The sequence below is a fragment of the Streptomyces sp. CB01881 genome (assembly GCF_002953255.1).
Classification (GTDB): domain Bacteria; phylum Actinomycetota; class Actinomycetes; order Streptomycetales; family Streptomycetaceae; genus Kitasatospora.
The window spans coordinates 100187-116458 of sequence record NZ_CP026498.1 but is presented as its reverse complement, the minus strand read 5'-3'; the positions used below and the strand labels follow the sequence as shown (position 1 = coordinate 116458).

The following is a 16272-nucleotide window of genomic DNA, read 5'->3' as shown; positions in this document are numbered from 1 at the left end:
CGAGAGTGGGCCGACCCGCCGTCAGGCGGAGGGGCTGATGGTGACCTTGAGGTGCTTCATGATCGGCTGGTCGCTCTGGGTGCTGTGGTCGCCGATCGCGCAGAGCACGTTCATCTCCGGCATGTAGCCGGCCGCGCAGCCACGGGGGATGTCGTAGGGGATGGCGAGGTAGCCGTGGAGCGAGCGACGGCTACCGTCCCTCGCGGTGCTCGTGATGTCGACCGGCCCGAGGTCGGCGATGCCGCGCTCGCGCATGTCGGCCCGGTTCATGAAGACGAGCGTGCGCAGGTTCCTGATCCCGCGGTAGCGGTCGTTGTCGGAGTAGATGGTGGTGTTCCACTGGTCGTGGGAGCGCATGGTGCCCAGGGCCAGGGTGCCGGGGGCGGGGACGACGTCGGGCAGGGCGGCGGTGGAGAACTCGGCGCGCCCGGACGGGGTCAGGAAGACCAGTTCACGGGCGGGCTGCTTGAGGCGGAAGCCGAGCGGCAGGCGCACCCGACGGTTGAAGTCCTCGAAGCCGTCGAGGGCCTGGGCCATGGTGTCGCGGATCCGGTCGTAGTCCTCGACGTACCACTCCCAGGGCGTCGCGCTGTCGGGCAGGGCGGCGCGGGCCATGCCGGCGACGATGGCCGGCTCGGACAGCAGGTGCGGTGAGGCGGGGCGCTTCATGCCGACCGACAGGTGGACCATGCTCATCGAGTCCTCGACCGACGTGCTCTGGACGCCCCTGCGCTGGTGGTCCTTCTCGGTACGGCCGAGGCACGGCAGGATGAGGGCCTGCCGGCCGTGGACGACGTGGCTGCGGTTCAGCTTGGTGCTCACCTGGACGGTGAGCTCGCAGGAGCGCAGCGCCGCGTAGGTGTACGGGGTGTCGGGCGCAGCGAGCGCGAAGTTGCCGCCCATGCCGACGAACACCTTCACGTCACCGCTGTGCATCGCCCTGAGGGTGTTGACGGTGTCCAGGCCGTGCTCGCGCGGCGGCCGGATCCTGCAGACCTCGGCGAGGCGGTCCAGGAACTCGCCGCTGGGGCGGTGGTCGATGCCGCAGGTGCGGTTGCCCTGGACGTTGCTGTGCCCGCGCACGGGGGAGGGGCCGGCGCCCTCCCGGCCCAGATTGCCGCGGAGCAGCAGCAGGTTGACGATCTCCCGGACGGTGTCGACGCCGTGCTCGTGCTGGGTGAGCCCCAGGCACCAGCTGATGATGGAGCGGTCGGCCTCGCCGTACACGCGTGCCGCCCTGAGGACGTCGGCGCGGCTCAGCCCGGACTGCTTCTCGATCTCCTCCCACGACGTGGCCTCGCACAACGCGCGGTACTCGTCGAAGCCGGCGGTGTGGCGGTCGATGAACTCCCGGTCCAGGGCCCTGGGGTCGGACTCGGACTGCTCCAGGATCGCCTTGGCCATGCCGCGCAGCAGGGCCATGTCACCGCCGATGCGCGGCTGGATGTTCAGGGTGCTGGTCCGGGTCGTCTTGAACAGGGCCATGTCCATCATGTCGTGGGGGATGATGGTCCGGGTGGCGGCCGCTTCGACGAGCGGATTGACGTGCACGATCTGCGCGCCGCGGTGGTAGGCCTCGGCGAGGGCGGTGAGCATCCGGGGCGCGTTGGAGGCGGCGTTGACGCCCAGGATGAACAGGGCGTCGGCGCTCTCCCAGTCCTTGAGGTCGACCGTCCCCTTTCCGGTGCCCAGGGAAGCCTGGAGAGCGCGCCCGCTGGCCTCGTGGCACATGTTGGAACAGTCCGGCAGGTTGTTGGTGCCCAGTTCGCGGGCCATCAACTGGTAGAGGAAGGTGGCCTCGTTGCCGAGCCGGCCGGAGGTGTAGAAGGAGGCCTGGTTCGGGTCGTCCAGCCCGCGAAGGGCGCGGCCGACCACCTCGAACGCATCCTTCCAGCTGATCGGGACGTAGTGGTCGGACTCGGGGTCGTAGACCATCGGTTCGGTCAGCCGCCCCTGGTTCTCCAGGTCGTAGTCGCTCCACCCGGACAGTTCGGTCACCGAGCGCGCGGCGAAGAACTCGCGTCCGACCCGCTTGCGGGTCATCTCCCAGGTGACGTGCTTGATGCCGTTCTCGCAGATGTCCAGGTGCAGGCCCTTGGTGTCGTCCGGCCACGCGCACCCCGGGCAGTCGAAACCGGTGTTCTCGTGGTTCATCCGCATGATCGCCCGCGGGCCGTCCACCAGTGCGCCCTCGCGCACCATGAAGCGGGACACGCTCTTCGCCGCGCCCCAGCCGGCGGCGGGGTGGTGGTAGGGGTGGAACTCCGGATCCGCCTCGGGTACGGGCCCCACTCCGGCCTCCCGGGGATCCTGCTGGTCACTGTTGGTGCTCACGACACTCAACCCTCCGAAGCGGGCATGAGGGGACGGAACGGCACTTTCGGGCAGGCTATGCCCGTTGGTCCGGCCACGCCATTCGACTCCGTGGGCAGTACCGGGCCCTTCGCAGGGGTGCACCCTCGCTCGCTCGCTCCGTCCCTCTCTCCCTCCGTGCGGCGGGTCCGCGCCGGGACACCCACGCGGATACGCTGACGCTGTCCTCCCCGCCCGCGCTGTTCCACCCCCTGCTCCACCGCTGACCGTTCCTGCGTCCTGAGGCCCTCCATGTACCACCGCCTGGTGCTCCCCGCCGTCCCCCGGCTCGCCTGCTCGGCGGTGGTCGGTGCGGTGGCCGGCGCCGTCGTCGGCGCGCTGGCCAGCACCGCGCTGGGAATCCTCGCGGGCATCGCCTCGGCGGAGACGGTCTTCGTGGTGGCGGGGTGGTGCGTCCTGTGGCCCATGGACGCCGACGCCACCCACCGCAACGCGCGGCGCGAGGAGTTCCGGCCCGTCGTCGAGGAACTCGTCGTCGTGGCGGCCGCGTTGTGCGGGCTGACCGGCATCGTGGCGTTGCTGCTGGTCGGCAGGTCGGACGAGACCCAGGCGGCGGCCGCGACGGCGTTCTGCGGTGTGTTCGCCTCCTGGGCGGCACTGCACCTGATGTACGCCACCCGCTACGCGTACATCTACTACCTGCCGGCCGGGGGCGGGGCGGCCGGCGGCGGGATCGACTTCAACACCGACGACCCGCCCCGGTACAGCGACTTCCTCTACTTCAGCTACAACCTCGGGATGACCTACCAGGTCTCCGACACCAGCGTCTCCAGCTCCGGGCTGCGGGCGGTCATCCTCCGGCACTGCCTGCTGTCCTACGTGTTCGGGGCGAGCATCCTTGCCACCACCATCAATCTCGTGACCGGCATCGTCACGGGGTGACCGGGAGGCTGCGCTGCCGCCCTCGCCGGCCTCGATGCCCTCGTCGTCGTAGGGTCCCTCGCCGGCCTTGCCGCCCGTTCCGCCTCGCTACGCTCCGGTTCCGTCGCCGAGGGACAGCACGACGGCGGTCGTCGGCCCGGTGGGTGCCTCGTAGCCGACGGTCTCACCGACGCGGCGTCCGAGCAGGGCGCGCCCGAGCGGGCTGTCGGTGGTGACCAGGGTCCGGTCCAGCGCCTCCGCGAGCTCGCCGACCTGGACGGTGGTCTCGGTCCCGTCCGCGAACCGCACCCGCACGGTGCTGCCCACGCCGATCGCGTCGGTGCCCGGGGGGCCGGCCACGGCGGCCTGGCGCAGGCGCCCGTCGATCTCGGCGATGCGGGCGTCCAGGCGGTCGACCTCCGTGGCGCGCTGCAACTCGTCGGCCTGGTCCGCCCGGTCGCCCACCTCCTCGCCGCCCCGCAGGGTGGCGGCGACCTTCTCGCGGTCGGTGCGCAGCCCGGCGCGCTCCCGTTCCAGTGCTTCGCGGGCGACGGCGCTGATGGGCTGGGCCTGACCGGTCATTCCGGGCTCCTGGAGTGCAGGCGGCACGGTCGAGTGCCACGGGACAATTGCGGCATTCTCGAAGATATCAGGCAAGTCGCGACGCTGCGGCAGCGGGCGAAGGCCGCCCGTCCGGCGCCGGACGGGCGGCCCCGAGGCTCGCGGGACCTCAGGCGAACGGCGTGCGGTGGAGCGAGATCAGCAGGCGCCAGCTGTGGGCCGCGAGCTCGTCCGGGGTGGCCGGCACCAGGGCGTGGAGCCAGTCGGCGAGCAGGGCGCTGAAGGTGGCGGCGACGGCGGTGGCGACCAGGTCGGGATGCGGGGCGCCGGCCAACCGCCGCTCGGTGCGGCTGCGTTCGCGGAGTTGACGGTGGAGCAGGTCGCCCAGCGGGCCGGTGCCGCCGGGCAGGAGCAGTGAGCGGTAGACCGCCGCGTGCCGGTCCACCTCGGTGAGGAAGGCGGCCAGGGCGGGTGGCGGGGCGGCCGGGTCGGGGGTGCCGCGCCAGGCGTGCAGGGCGTCGACGGCGTCCCGGACGACCTCGGCGCAGGCGTCCACCGCGAGGCCCTGGAGGTCCTCGTAGTGGAGGTAGAAGGTGGCCCGTCCGACGGCCGCCCGCCGGACCACGGCAGCCACGCTGACCTCGGCCAGCGGGCGTTCGGCGCACTCGGCGAGCAGGGCCGCGCGGAGCCGGGCCCGGGTGCGGTCGGCCCGTGCGTCGCTCATCGCGCGACCAGGACGGCGGCGAGCGCGAGGGCGCCGGGCAGGGCCTGGGCGAAGAGGATCCGACGGTTGGCGGTCGCCGCGCCGTACAGGCCCGCCACCACCACGCAGGACAGGAAGAACACCTGGACGGGGAAGCCCGTGGGGTCGCCGGCGGCCAGGCCCCAGACCAGGCCGGCGGCCAGGAAGCCGTTGTAGAGGCCCTGGTTGGCGGCCAACGGGGCGGTGGCCTTCGCCATCTGCGCGTCGAAGCCGGAGAGGCCCCGGCCGGGCGCCCGCTCCCAGAGGAACATCTCCAGCACCAGGATGTATCCGTGCAGCGCGGCCACCAGGGCCACCAGCGTGTTCGCCACGACGCCCATGGACGGGCTCCTTTCTGGACAAGTGTCCATTAATCATAGACACATGTCCAGGAAGGCGGTCAACCCCGCTCGGAGGGCGGCCAGCCCCACCCGGAAGGCGGTCGACCCCCACGCAAGGCGGTCGACCTCACTCGCTTCAAGGCATGAACCCATTGGTCGAGGGCAGAAGTTCGTCACTTCACCTCTTGACCGCAGTCGTTCGGGGGCGGGACAGTGGTGCGCATCGGATGAGAGCGCTCTCACCAGCTCCGAGCCCCCACGTCCGCCCACCCCCGGAGGTGCCCCGCCGTGTCCGCAAGCACCGTGCCCAGAACCACCGTGCCCAGAACCACCGTGCCCAGAACCACCGTGCCCAGCACCACCGTGCCCAGCACCACCGCCACCCGCCGACGGCGTCCCCGCCGGGCCCTGGCCACCGTCCTGACGGCGGCCGGCGCGGCCACCGCGCTCTGCGCCGCACTGTTGGGCTCCACCGCCACGGCGGCCGTCCCGCCCGCCCCCGCCGGCTGGACCACCGTCTGGAGCGACGACTTCGGCGGCGCCGCCAACACCCTGCCCTCCGGCGCCGACTGGATCGTCGACACCGGGACGAGCTACCCCGGCGGCGCCGCCAACTGGGGTACCGGCGAGGTCCAGACGTACACCGCCGACACCGCCAACCTCCGCCAGGACGGCGCCGGGAACCTGCGCATCACCCCGATCCGGGACGCCAACGGCAACTGGACCTCCGGCCGGATCGAGACCCGGCGCAGCGACTTCGAACCGCCGGCCGGCGGCAAGCTGCGGATCGAGTCCCGGATCCAGATGCCGAGCGTGACCGGCGCGGCCGCGGCCGGCTACTGGCCGGCCTTCTGGACGCTGGGAGCGCCGTACCGCGGCAACTACTGGAACTGGCCGTCCATCGGCGAGTTCGACCTGATGGAGAACGTCAACGGCGTCAACCAGGTCTGGGGCACCCTGCACTGCGGTGGGAACCCCGGCGGCCCGTGCAACGAGACCACCGGCCTCGGCGCCGTGCACGCCTGCCCGGGCTCCGCCTGCCAGGGCAACTTCCACACCTACGCACTGGAGTGGGACCGCACCGTCAGCCCGCAGCAGCTGCGCTGGTACGTCGACGGCGTGCAGTACCACTCCGTCACCTCGGCGCAGATGGACGCGGCCAGCTGGGACGCGGCCACCGCGCACGGGCACTTCATCCTGCTGAACGTCGCGATGGGCGGCGCCTTCCCGGACCCGGTGGCGGGCTACCGCACGCCGACGGCGAGCACCGCCTCCGGCGTCCCGATGCTGGTCGACTACGTCGCGGTCTACAGCTCCGGGGGTACGGGCACGCCGCCGCCGACCACGCAGCCCCCGACGACCCCGCCGCCCACCACCACGCCGCCGCCCGGCGGCACCGGCAGCGCGTACGGCACCATCCAGGCCGAGGCCTACGGCGGACAGTCGGGGGCGGCGCTGGAGACCACCACGGACGTTGGCGGTGGCCAGAACCTCGCCGCCCTGGCCAACGGGGACTGGGCGCTCTACCCGGGTGTGGACTTCGGCACCACCCCGGCCCGGCAGTTCAAGGCCCGGGTGGCCTCGGGTGCGGCCGGCGGCGTCAGCGGACTGGTGGAGGTCCGGCTGGACAGCCGGACCAGCGCCCCGGTCGGCTCGTTCGCCGTCGCCAACACCGGCGGCTGGCAGAGCTGGACCACCGTGCCGGCCAACATCAGCGCGGTCACCGGCAAGCACGACGTCTACCTGACCTTCACCAGCGGCCAGCCGGCCGACTTCGTCAACGTCAACTGGTTCACGTTCAGCACCACCTGACGCGGGGTGGCGCGCGGCGGCGGACGGGCACCGTCCGCCGCCGCTGCGGCCTGCCCGGGCGGGGGAGGAGAGGGCAGGGGAGCCCGGGTGGGGGGAGGAGAGGGCAGGGGAGCGCTCTCAGCGGTTCGCCAGGACCCTCCGGTGCGGCGGTCGGAGTTGGTGCGGGCCCTCGGCCGGACGTCAGTTCGAGATGCGGGCCTCGATGCCGTCGAGGAGGAAGTCGAGGCCGGTCCGGAAGGTCCGGTCGGCGTCCAGGTGGGGGCCGTCGCGTACGACCGTGGCCAGCGCGGGGAACCGGCCCGTTGCGAAGGTCCGCTCCAGATACGGCCCGAAGGCGGCCTGCCACTGCTGCTTGTCCATCCCCGTGGCCCGCTCGGCGCGCCGCTCGGTGACCTCCCGGCGCACCGCGCCGACCACGTACGCGTTGACCGCGGCGATCGCCGGCACGGTGACGTCCAGGTCGACACCGCCCATCGCGGCCACCACGGCCTCCCCGCCGGCCAGCGTGTGCGGACCGAGCTGCGGCCGCCCACCGATCAGATCGGCGAACCATTCGTGCCGGTGAGCGGCCCGCCGAGTGGCTTCGGCAAGGGAGTGCAGCACCTCCCGCCAGCTGTCTCCGGCCGGGCGGATCTCGGCGTACACCGCATCAACCATCAGGTCGAGCAGCTCCTCCTTGGTGGCGATGTAGCCGTACAGCCGCATCGGCCCGACGTCCAGTACGGCGGCGACCTTGCGCAGCGACACCGCGGCCAGGCCGTCCGCGTCGGCCAGCCGGATCGCCGCCCCGACGATCCGCTCCCGGCTCAGCGGGGCAGGCACCGGTCGATCCGACGGCTCCGGCCGCTCCCACACCAACATGCCGCCGACAATACATCGCCAGGGTGTTACAGTGACATCGCTTGATACAGTGTATCGACCGATACGGCGAATCGGGGTAGCCGTGAACATTGCCATCGTCGGAGCCGGCCTGGGTGGCCTGGTCCTCGCCCGCGTACTGCACGTGAACGGCGTCGACGCCGTCGTGTACGAACGTGAACCATCACGCGCCGCGCGCGGCCAGGGCGGCATGCTCGACCTGCACGCCGGGACCGGGCAGCAGGCGATGCGCGAGGCGGGCCTGATCGACCGGTTCCACGCGATCGCCCGTCGCCAAGGCCAGGACCTGCGCCTTCTCGAACCGGATGGCACCCTGCTGCTCCAGGAGGACACACCCGACGACGCCCCGCTCGACCGACCCGAGGTCGACCGCGCCGATCTGCGCAACCTGCTGCTGGACTCCCTCCCCGAACACACGGTGCGCTGGGGGCACGCCTTCGAATCCGCCGACGACGGGCACCTGCACTTCGCCGACGGCGGCAGTGCGACGTACGACCTGCTGGTCGGCGCCGACGGCGCGCACTCCCGGGTCCGGGCGCTGCTCACCGACGCCCGGCCGGCGCACACCGGCCAGAACGTCGTCGAGCTCGGCATCCCCGACATCGACCGAACCCACCCCGGCCTCGCGGCGATGGTGGGGCGCGGCAACTACTGGGTGCTGGGCGACGGACAGTCCCTCTCGGCGCAGCGCAACGGCGACGGCCGCGTGCGCATCTACCTCAGCTTCTACAACACCGCCGAGGACTGGCTCGCCACCAGCGGGATCCCGTTCCACGACCCGGCCGCCGCCCGGGTGCGGCTCGCCGACCTGTTCGCCGGCTGGGACCCACGGGTCACCGCGCTGATCGCGGCCTGCGACGACACGGTCCTGCCGCGGCAGATCACCACCCTCCCGGTCGGCCTGACCTGGCCGTCGGCACCCGGTGTCACGCTGCTCGGGGACGCCGCGCACCTGATGCCACCGGTGGGGCAGGGCGCCAACATGGCCATGCTCGACGGCGCGCTGCTCGGCCTCGCGCTGGCCGCGCACCCGGGCGATCTCCCCGCCGCCGTCAGGGAATTCGAACGCGAGATGTTCGAACGGACCAGCGCCGCCGGCCGGCAGTCCGCGCACGTCCAGGAGGTCCTGGCGTCGCCGGGCGCCGGCCGGAAGATGCTCGCCTTCTTCCAGCCCGCCTGAACGAGGACCGGGGAACCGGCCCGGTCCACTGGGCGCCGCCGCTGCGCATGCGGCACATCACCCCATGTCAGGTCATGCAGTCCGACCGTCGTACTAGGCTCAGGGGCAGGCCGTCCGCGAGCGAGAGGAGCCCACGGTGCCGGAGCAGACGCCGCGTCCCACGGCCGAGGCCGACCCGGCCGCGCCACGCCCGACGCTGGAGTCGGTTGCCGAGCGGGCGGGGGTCTCACGCGCCACGGTGTCGCGGGTGGTGAACGGGGGAGCGGGGGTCCGCGAGGCGCTGCGGGAGAAGGTCCAGCGCGCGGTCGAGGAGCTCGGCTACCTCCCCAACCTGGCCGCCCGCACCCTGGTGACCCGGCGCAACCACGCCGTCGCCGTCGTGGTGGCCGAGCCCGGCAGCCGGCTCTTCTCCGACCCGTTCTTCGCCCAGCACCTGCGCGGCATCGGCCGCGAACTGTCGGCCGCCGACAACCAGATGGTGCTGATGATGGTCGAGGACCAGCACGACTACGAGCGGGTGGGCCGGTACCTGGCCGGCGGCCACGTGGACGGCGCGCTGCTGTTCTCGCTGCACCAGCCGGACCCACTGCCCCAGATGGCGCGCAAGGTCGGCCTGCCCTTCGTGGTGGGCGGCCGCCCGGGCTGGCCGGGCGCCGAGTCCGACCGCCAACTCGTGTACGTGGACAGCGACAACCGCGGCGGCGCCCGGCTGGCCGTCGGCCACCTCCGCTCGCTCGGGCGCGGCGCCATCGCCACCATCACCGGCCCGCTCGACCAGACCTCCGCCCTCGACCGCCTGGACGGCTACCGCGACGTGCTGCCCGACGGGGACCCGGCGCTGGTCGCCGAGGGAGACTTCACCCCCGACGGCGGCGGCCGCGCGATGGCCGAACTGCTGGCCCGCCGGCCCGATCTGGACGCCGTGTTCGCGGCCTCCGACGCGATGGCCTCGGGCGCGCTGCGGGTGCTGCGCGAGGCGGGGCGCCGGGTGCCGGAGGACGTCGCCGTGGTCGGCTTCGACGACGTCGAGTCGATCGCCGACTGGACCGAGCCGCCGCTCACCACGGTGCGCCAGGACATCGAGGAGATGGGCCGGCTGATGGCCCGCCTGCTGCTGCGCCGCCTCGACGGGACCGGCCCGGCGTCGGTGCCCGCGACCGGTCTGCGGGCCGGCGGTCCGACCTCGGTGATCACCCCGACCCGCCTGGTCCGGCGGGCCTCGGCCTGAGCCCGGCCTGGCCCGGCTCACCCCGGCCCCCAACCCGGTTCGGACGCGTGGTCTTGAGCGCGGGCTTCACCGCGCCGTCCTTCCCGCACTCCTCGGCGCGGTGTTCGGCGCGCTCCTCGGCGCCGTGCTCGCCGTAGTCTTCACCTCCTGAACGCCCGGCCCGGGGCACCGCAGAGATTACGTTCGGGTTTCAGCCTCTTGACCGCTGCGCCACCGCACGGCACGCTCCTCTCAGCGCTTGAGAGCGCTCTCAGAAAGCGCTCTCGCACACGCAAGGCACCGCACCCGCTCCGCCCGGCCGCTCCTCGGGCCGCCGTTTCCCGTGCGCGAGCCCGCGCAGGCACCCCGCACGCACCCGCTTGCACCCGATCGCGCCGCCGCACGCACCCTGCCACGCCCACCGCGCCCCCACCCTCGCCACGAAGCCCACCCGCCCCGCCAGGGAGACCTCATGCGCCGCTCCACCGCCGCCCTCGGCAGCACCGTCCTCGCCGCCGCCCTCCTGCTCACCGCCTGCAACGGCTCCACCGGCTCCTCCGACGCCGCCGGCGGCAAGGTGACCATCACCGTCGACCTCTTCGGCACCTTCGGCTTCAAGGAGAGCGGCCTCTACGACGAGTACACGAAGCTGCACCCCGGCATCACCGTCAAGCAGACCGACACCCAGGACGAGGGCCAGTACTGGCAGGCCTTGCAGACCAAGCTGGCGGGTGGCGGCGGCCTCGCGGACATCCAGGGCCTGGAGGTGGGCCGGGTGGCGAGCGTGCTGCAGAAGCAGGCCGACAAGTTCACCGACCTGAAGACCCTCGGCCTCGATGCGGTCAACGACGAGCTGGTGCCGTGGAAGGGCGCCGCCGTGAAGACCGCGGACGGCCGGGTGCTCGGCGCCGGCACCGACATCGGGCCGGAGGCGATCTGCTTCCGCACCGACCTGTTCAAGGCCGCCGGCCTGCCCACCGACCGCACCGAACTGGCCGCCCGCTGGTCGACCTGGCAGGGCTACCTCGACCTCGGCAGGCAGTACGTCGCCAAGGCCGTGCCCGGCAACGTCTGGACCGACAGCGCGGCCGGCATGTTCACCGCCGAGGTCGGCCAGCAGAAGGTCCGCTACGCCGACGAGAGCGGAAAGCCGGTCTTCGAGACCAGCCAGGCCGTGAAGACCGCCTGGGCCGACGCCGGCCGGCTCGTCGCGGACGGCCTCTCCGCGAAGCTGCCGCAGTGGAGCCCGGAGTGGAACAAGGCCTTCAGCACCGGCAGGTTCGCCACCCTGAGCTGCCCCGCCTGGATGCTCGGCTACATCAAGGGCCAGGCGGGGGAGGCCGGTTCGGGTACCTGGGACGTCGCCCCCGGCCCCGGCCGGACCGGCAACTGGGGCGGTTCGTACCTGGCCGTGCCGAGGACGGCCAAGCACCCGAAGGAGGCCGCCGACCTCATCAAGTGGCTGACCGCCAAGGAGCAGCAGACCACCCTGTTCACCAAGCAGGGCTCCTTCCCCTCCTCCGTCGGCGCGCAGGCCGCGATCAAGGACGTGACCGACCCCTACTTCGGCAACGCGCCGATCGGCCGGATCTTCAGCGAGTCGGCGGCCGCCATGCCGGCCCAGGTGCTCGGCGTGGACGACGGCGTGATCGGCAAGGCCTTCACCGACGCCCTCGGCGAGGTCGAGCGGACCGGCACCGCGCCGGACGCCGCCTGGAAGCACGCGATCGACAACATCCGCAAGGCTGCTGGGAACTGACGGACAGTCGCGACGAATCCACCACGAAGACACCGCCCATGGCCACCGTCTCCTCCGCCCGCCTGCCCGCCACCGGGCCGGCGAAGGCCCGCACCCGTCGCGCCGGCCGGCTCGCGCCGTACGGCTTCCTCGCCCCGTTCTTCGGCCTCTTCGCCGCCTTCGGACTCTTCCCCCTTCTCTACACGGCGTACGTCTCGCTGCACCGCGTCGAGTTGCAGAGCGCCGACCGGATGGACTGGCTGGGCCTGCAGAACTACTCCCGTCTGCTGGCCGACCCGTTCTTCTGGAACGCGCTGCGCAACACCTTCACCATCGGCGTGCTCTCCACCGTCCCGCAGCTGCTGATGGCCCTCGGCCTGGCGCACCTGCTCAACTACCGGCTGCGCGGCCGCACCTTCTTCCGGGTGGCGATGCTGTTGCCGTACGCGACCTCGGTGGCCGCCGCCACACTGGTCTTCGCCCAGCTCTTCGGGCGTGACTACGGCCTGATCAACTGGGTGCTCGGCCAGGTCGGGCTCTCCCCGGTGGACTGGCAGGCCGGCACCTGGGCCTCGCAGTTCGGCGTCTCGGCGATCGTCACCTGGCGGTGGACCGGCTACAACGCGCTGATCTACCTGGCCGGCATGCAGGCCATCCCCGGTGAGCTGTACGAGTCGGCCGCGGTGGACGGCGCCTCCCGGTGGCAGCAGTTCCGGCACGTCACCGTCCCCGGCCTGCGCCCGACGATCGTGTTCACCGTGGTGGTCTCCACCATCGGCGCCACCCAGTTGTTCGGCGAACCGCTGCTCTACGAGGGCAACTCCCGCGGCGGGATCTCCCACCAGTACCAGACCCTCGGCCTCTACCTGTACGAGCAGGGCTGGAGCTTCTTCCACCTGGGCCGGGCGGCCGCCGTCGCCTGGGTGATGTTCCTGCTGATCGTCGTACTCGCCCTGCTGAACGCGGCCGTCGCCGCCCGGCGCAACCGTACGGACCGGTGATCCCGTGACGCTCCTGCGACCGACCTCCCGACTGCGGCCGGCCCTCCGCCCGCGGTCCGCCTCCCGGCTGCGGCCGGCCCCCCGTTCGCCGCTGCACGGCGGCCCGCTCGCCTACGCGGTGCTGATCGCCGCGACCGTGGTGTTCGCCTTCCCGTTCTACTGGACGCTGGTGGCCGCCAGCCGGTCGAACGCCGAACTCAGCTCGGCCACACCGGCGTTGACCCCCGGACCGAACCTGCTGCACAACATCGGCGAGGCCCTCCGGCAGGCCGCGATCGGCGAGGCGCTGCTGAACTCGCTGATCGTCTCGGCCACCGTCACGGCCGGGGTGGTGCTCTCCTCCACACTGGCCGGCTTCGCCTTCGCCAAGCTGCGGTTCCGCGGCCGCGGGCTGCTGCTGGGCGTCACCGTCGCCACGATGATGATCCCGCCGCAGCTCGGCGTGATCCCGCTCTTCATGCTGATCGTCCGGCTCGACCTGCAGAACACCCTGTCCTCGGTGATCCTGCCCTCGCTGGTCTCGGCCTTCGGGGTGTTCTTCATGCGGCAGTACCTGGTCCAGGCGCTGCCGGACGAGCTCGTCGAGGCCGGGCGCGTCGACGGCGCCTCGCTGCTGCGGATCTTCCGCTCGATCGTGCTGCCGGTGGCCCGGCCCGGTATGGCGGTGCTGGGCATGCTGACCTTCATGGCCACCTGGAACGACTTCTTCTGGCCGGTCGTCGCCCTCAGCTCCCAGAACCCGACCGTGCAGGTGGCGTTGAAGTCGCTCGGCCAGGGGTACGTACCCGACCAGTCGATCGTCCTGGCCGGCACCCTGATCGGCACGCTCCCCGTGCTGCTCGTCTTCGGCCTGCTGGGCCGCCAGATCGTCGGCGGCATCATGCAGGGCGCCGTCAAGGGCTGAAGCCCGCGTCCGCCCCCCAAGCCAGTAACCGCGAACCCGCGACCCCAAGCGAGCGGCCGTGAATCAGCGCCCCCGAACCACCAACCGCGAACCAGTAATGACGACCCGCAGCCGCGAACCCGCGACCCCGGAAGGCGACATGACCGACCAAGCCCCGCCCCTCGCGTTCCCCGCCGACTTCCTCTGGGGCGCGGCCACCGCCGCGTACCAGATCGAGGGCGCGGCCGACGAGGACGGCCGGACCCCGTCCATCTGGGACACCTTCAGCCGGACGCCCGGAAGGGTGCGCAACGGTGACACCGGTGACATCGCGACCGATCACTACCACCGCTACCGCGACGACGTCGCGCTGATGGCCGAACTCGGCCTGCCCGCCTACCGGTTCTCGCTCTCCTGGCCGCGCATCCGGCCCGGGGGCAGCGGTCCGGCCAACAAGGCCGGCCTCGACTTCTACGACCGGCTGGTGGACGAGCTGCTCGCACACGGCATCGCTCCGGTCGCGACGCTCTACCACTGGGACCTCCCGCAGGAGTTGGAGGACGCTGGCGGCTGGACGGACCGGGCCACCGCCGACCGCTTCGCCGAGTACGCCACGCTGGCCGCCGGCCGCCTGGGTGACCGCATCTCCACCTGGACGACGCTCAACGAGCCCTGGTGCAGCGCCTTCCTCGGCTACGGCAGCGGCGTCCACGCCCCCGGCCGCTCCGACCCGGCCGCGGCCCTCGCCGCCCACCACCACCTGCTGCTCGCCCACGGCCTGGCCGTCGGCGCCCTGCGGGCCGAACTCCCCGCCACGGCAAGGGTTTCGCTCACCCTCAACCTGGCCGCCGTCCGCCCGCTCACCGAGGGCCCGGCCGACCGGGAGGCGGCCCGGCGGATCGACGGCCTGGCCAACCGGATCTTCCTCGACCCGGTCTTCCACGGCCGGTACCCGGCCGACGTGCTCGCCGACACCGCGCACGTCACCGACTGGTCCTTCGTCCGGGACGGCGACCTCGCCGAGATCTCCCGCCCGCTGGACTCCCTCGGCATCAACTACTACACCCCGACCGTGGTCGCCGCCGACGGCCCGGCCGGCCAGGCCCCCCGCCAGGACGGCCACGGCGGCGGCGAACGCTCCGCCTGGCCGGCCGACCAGGGCATCCGCTTCCTGCCCGCCGAGGGCGAACGCACGGCGATGGGCTGGCCGGTGGACGCCGACGGCCTGTACGAACTGCTCACCCGGCTGCGCGACGAACTGCCCGGCCTGCCCCTGCTCGTCACCGAGAACGGCGCCGCCTACGACGACTACAGCGACCCGTCGGGCGCCGTCCACGACCCCGAGCGGATCGCCTACCTGCAGGCCCACCTCACCGCCGTCCACCGTGCGATCGCCGCCGGCGCGCCCGTGCGGGGCTACTTCCTCTGGTCCCTCCTCGACAACTTCGAATGGGCGTACGGCTACGGCAAGCGGTTCGGCATCGTCCACGTCGACTTCGCCTCCCAGCGGCGCACCCCCAAGGACAGCGCCCGCTGGTACGCCGAGGTCGTCCGCTCGGGCACGCTCCGGCCCCCGGTCTGAGCGCCCGGCGCGCGGCCCGGCCGGAGGAGAGCCGAAAATCCACTGGCGCGGGCCCGGCCCGGTTGGCCAGGCTGCGGCGCATGGACTGGATGCCCCTGCTCTCCACGCTCACCGGTGCCGGTATCGGAATCGCCGCCACCCTGATCGCCGACCGCACCCGCTGGCGGCGCGAGCAGGCCCGGCACGCGCTGGACGTGCGGCGCGAGGCGTACACGGAGTTCGTCTCCGCGCTCAAGGCGGCGGGTGAGGAGATCCGGGCCGTGGCCCTCGGTGACCACCGCTCCGAGGCGGCCCGCGACGCGGCGGTCCGGGAGGCGTTTCGCGGCACCGGCCTCTACACGGCGAGCGAGCGCCTCTGGCTCGTCGGGCCGACGCCGGTCGTCACGGCGGGCAACGAGGCCTTCCTCAGCCTGCGCCGGCTCCGTGATGCCTACGCCCGCGGGGTGGTCGTGGGCTCCGTCGAGGACGCGCCGCTGATCGCCCAGCGCCGCACCGCCATGGCCCGGATGCGCGGCCTGATGCGCGAGGACCTCGGCATCGGGCCGCTGGGCTTCGAGTGACCTCGTACCGACGTCGTACGGGCGCCGCCCGGGTGCCCGTACGACCTCGCCGCCTCCGCCCCCGGTGACGGCACGAACCGCCCGGGAGCGTCGCCGGACGCCGCGTGGAGGCGCGCCGGGGGCAGGACCGGCTCAGGGCCGGGGGGCAGGGCCGGGTCAGGGCCGGGGGTCGGGGTCCTCGTGCTGGGAGCCGGGAGAACCGCCCATCATCCGGAGCATGGCGCGGCCGCCGGTGCGCAGGAACCGGATCACCAGGGCGGCGGCCAGGGCGAGTGTCCGGGGGTGGTCGTCGCCGAGCACCGAGACGATCGTGGACCTGCGCGCCACGGCCTGGACACCGGCCGACAGGACGAAGCCCAGAATCAGGGCCCAGGTGATCTCCCAGGTCATCGAGCCGGTGATCGACAGGGCGTGCAGGATCGCGTGCGTCATCCCGTCAGCCTTCCGCGGCCGGACCGGCTGCGGGCACCGGACACACCGGAACGCCTGGTCAACGGCAACCGGCCGCCTTCCTGGTTCGCCCGAACGGGGTGGGGTAAGGTCGCCAGGACC

14 protein-coding genes and 1 pseudogene are annotated in these 16272 nt (G+C 72.7%); 9 read left to right on the top strand and 6 right to left on the bottom strand.

Features of this window, described 5'->3' with window-relative positions; translation table 11 throughout:
- Window positions 1–21: 21 nt before the first annotated feature.
- Complete coding sequence (locus tag C2142_RS00590) at window positions 22–2343, bottom strand: FdhF/YdeP family oxidoreductase (protein ID WP_174315566.1); 2322 nt, start codon at window positions 2341–2343, stop codon at window positions 22–24.
- A 261-nt stretch (window positions 2344–2604) separates the two neighbouring features.
- Between C2142_RS00590 and C2142_RS00585 the strand changes: the two genes are divergently transcribed.
- Window positions 2605–3255, top strand: coding sequence for a DUF1345 domain-containing protein (locus tag C2142_RS00585; protein ID WP_174315565.1), 651 nt, complete (start codon window positions 2605–2607; stop codon window positions 3253–3255).
- Window positions 3256–3342: 87 nt separating this feature from the next.
- Here C2142_RS00585 and C2142_RS00580 read toward each other — a convergent pair whose 3' ends face one another.
- The 3 genes from C2142_RS00580 to C2142_RS00570 all read right to left on the bottom strand — a co-directional run bounded on the left by C2142_RS00580 (window position 3343) and on the right by C2142_RS00570 (window position 4878).
- Window positions 3343–3816 carry a GreA/GreB family elongation factor gene (locus tag C2142_RS00580; protein WP_148640546.1) on the bottom strand — a complete coding sequence of 158 codons (474 nt, stop codon included), beginning with the start codon at window positions 3814–3816 and terminating at the stop codon, window positions 3343–3345.
- 148 nt (window positions 3817–3964) lie between these two features.
- Window positions 3965–4519 carry a TetR family transcriptional regulator gene (locus C2142_RS00575; RefSeq protein WP_148640545.1) on the bottom strand — a complete coding sequence of 185 codons (555 nt, stop codon included), beginning with the start codon at window positions 4517–4519 and terminating at the stop codon, window positions 3965–3967.
- The gene (locus C2142_RS00570) at window positions 4516–4878 is read right to left on the bottom strand and encodes a DUF1304 domain-containing protein (RefSeq protein WP_148640544.1); all 363 of its coding nucleotides are present in this window, start codon (window positions 4876–4878) and stop codon (window positions 4516–4518) included. The genes C2142_RS00575 and C2142_RS00570 overlap by 4 nt, the downstream gene beginning before the upstream one ends.
- A gap of 363 nt (window positions 4879–5241) precedes the next feature.
- Between C2142_RS00570 and C2142_RS00565 the strand changes: the two genes are divergently transcribed.
- Window positions 5242–6690 (top strand): glycoside hydrolase family 16 protein, encoded by a 1449-nt coding sequence (locus tag C2142_RS00565; RefSeq protein WP_206670953.1) that lies wholly within the window; start codon window positions 5242–5244, stop codon window positions 6688–6690.
- Window positions 6691–6870: 180 nt separating this feature from the next.
- On the opposite strand, the gene C2142_RS00560 is transcribed toward C2142_RS00565, so the two are convergent.
- Window positions 6871–7551 (bottom strand): TetR/AcrR family transcriptional regulator C-terminal domain-containing protein, encoded by a 681-nt coding sequence (locus C2142_RS00560; RefSeq protein ID WP_148640543.1) that lies wholly within the window; start codon window positions 7549–7551, stop codon window positions 6871–6873.
- A gap of 82 nt (window positions 7552–7633) precedes the next feature.
- On the opposite strand from C2142_RS00560, the gene C2142_RS00555 reads away from it, so the two are divergent.
- From C2142_RS00555 to C2142_RS00525, 7 genes are all read left to right on the top strand, one after another.
- Window positions 7634–8749 carry an NAD(P)/FAD-dependent oxidoreductase gene (locus C2142_RS00555; RefSeq protein ID WP_148640542.1) on the top strand — a complete coding sequence of 372 codons (1116 nt, stop codon included), beginning with the start codon at window positions 7634–7636 and terminating at the stop codon, window positions 8747–8749.
- 136 nt (window positions 8750–8885) lie between these two features.
- Window positions 8886–9977 carry a LacI family DNA-binding transcriptional regulator gene (locus tag C2142_RS00550; protein WP_148640541.1) on the top strand — a complete coding sequence of 364 codons (1092 nt, stop codon included), beginning with the start codon at window positions 8886–8888 and terminating at the stop codon, window positions 9975–9977.
- A gap of 451 nt (window positions 9978–10428) precedes the next feature.
- Window positions 10429–11715 (top strand): extracellular solute-binding protein, encoded by a 1287-nt coding sequence (locus tag C2142_RS00545; RefSeq protein ID WP_148640540.1) that lies wholly within the window; start codon window positions 10429–10431, stop codon window positions 11713–11715.
- 38 nt (window positions 11716–11753) lie between these two features.
- Window positions 11754–12695, top strand: a complete 942-nt coding sequence (locus tag C2142_RS00540; protein ID WP_148640539.1) for a sugar ABC transporter permease — start codon at window positions 11754–11756, stop codon at window positions 12693–12695.
- A gap of 67 nt (window positions 12696–12762) precedes the next feature.
- Window positions 12763–13599, top strand: coding sequence for a carbohydrate ABC transporter permease (locus C2142_RS00535; protein ID WP_241003093.1), 837 nt, complete (start codon window positions 12763–12765; stop codon window positions 13597–13599).
- Between the two features lie 139 nt (window positions 13600–13738).
- Window positions 13739–15160, top strand: a complete 1422-nt coding sequence (locus tag C2142_RS00530; protein WP_241002298.1) for a GH1 family beta-glucosidase — start codon at window positions 13739–13741, stop codon at window positions 15158–15160.
- An 80-nt stretch (window positions 15161–15240) separates the two neighbouring features.
- Window positions 15241–15720 (top strand): hypothetical protein, encoded by a 480-nt coding sequence (locus tag C2142_RS00525; protein WP_241002297.1) that lies wholly within the window; start codon window positions 15241–15243, stop codon window positions 15718–15720.
- Between the two features lie 252 nt (window positions 15721–15972).
- Here the strand turns inward: C2142_RS00525 and C2142_RS00520 are convergent.
- A pseudogene (locus C2142_RS00520) lies at window positions 15973–16152 on the bottom strand (permease); the annotation flags it as partial.
- Window positions 16153–16272: the final 120 nt, after the last annotated feature.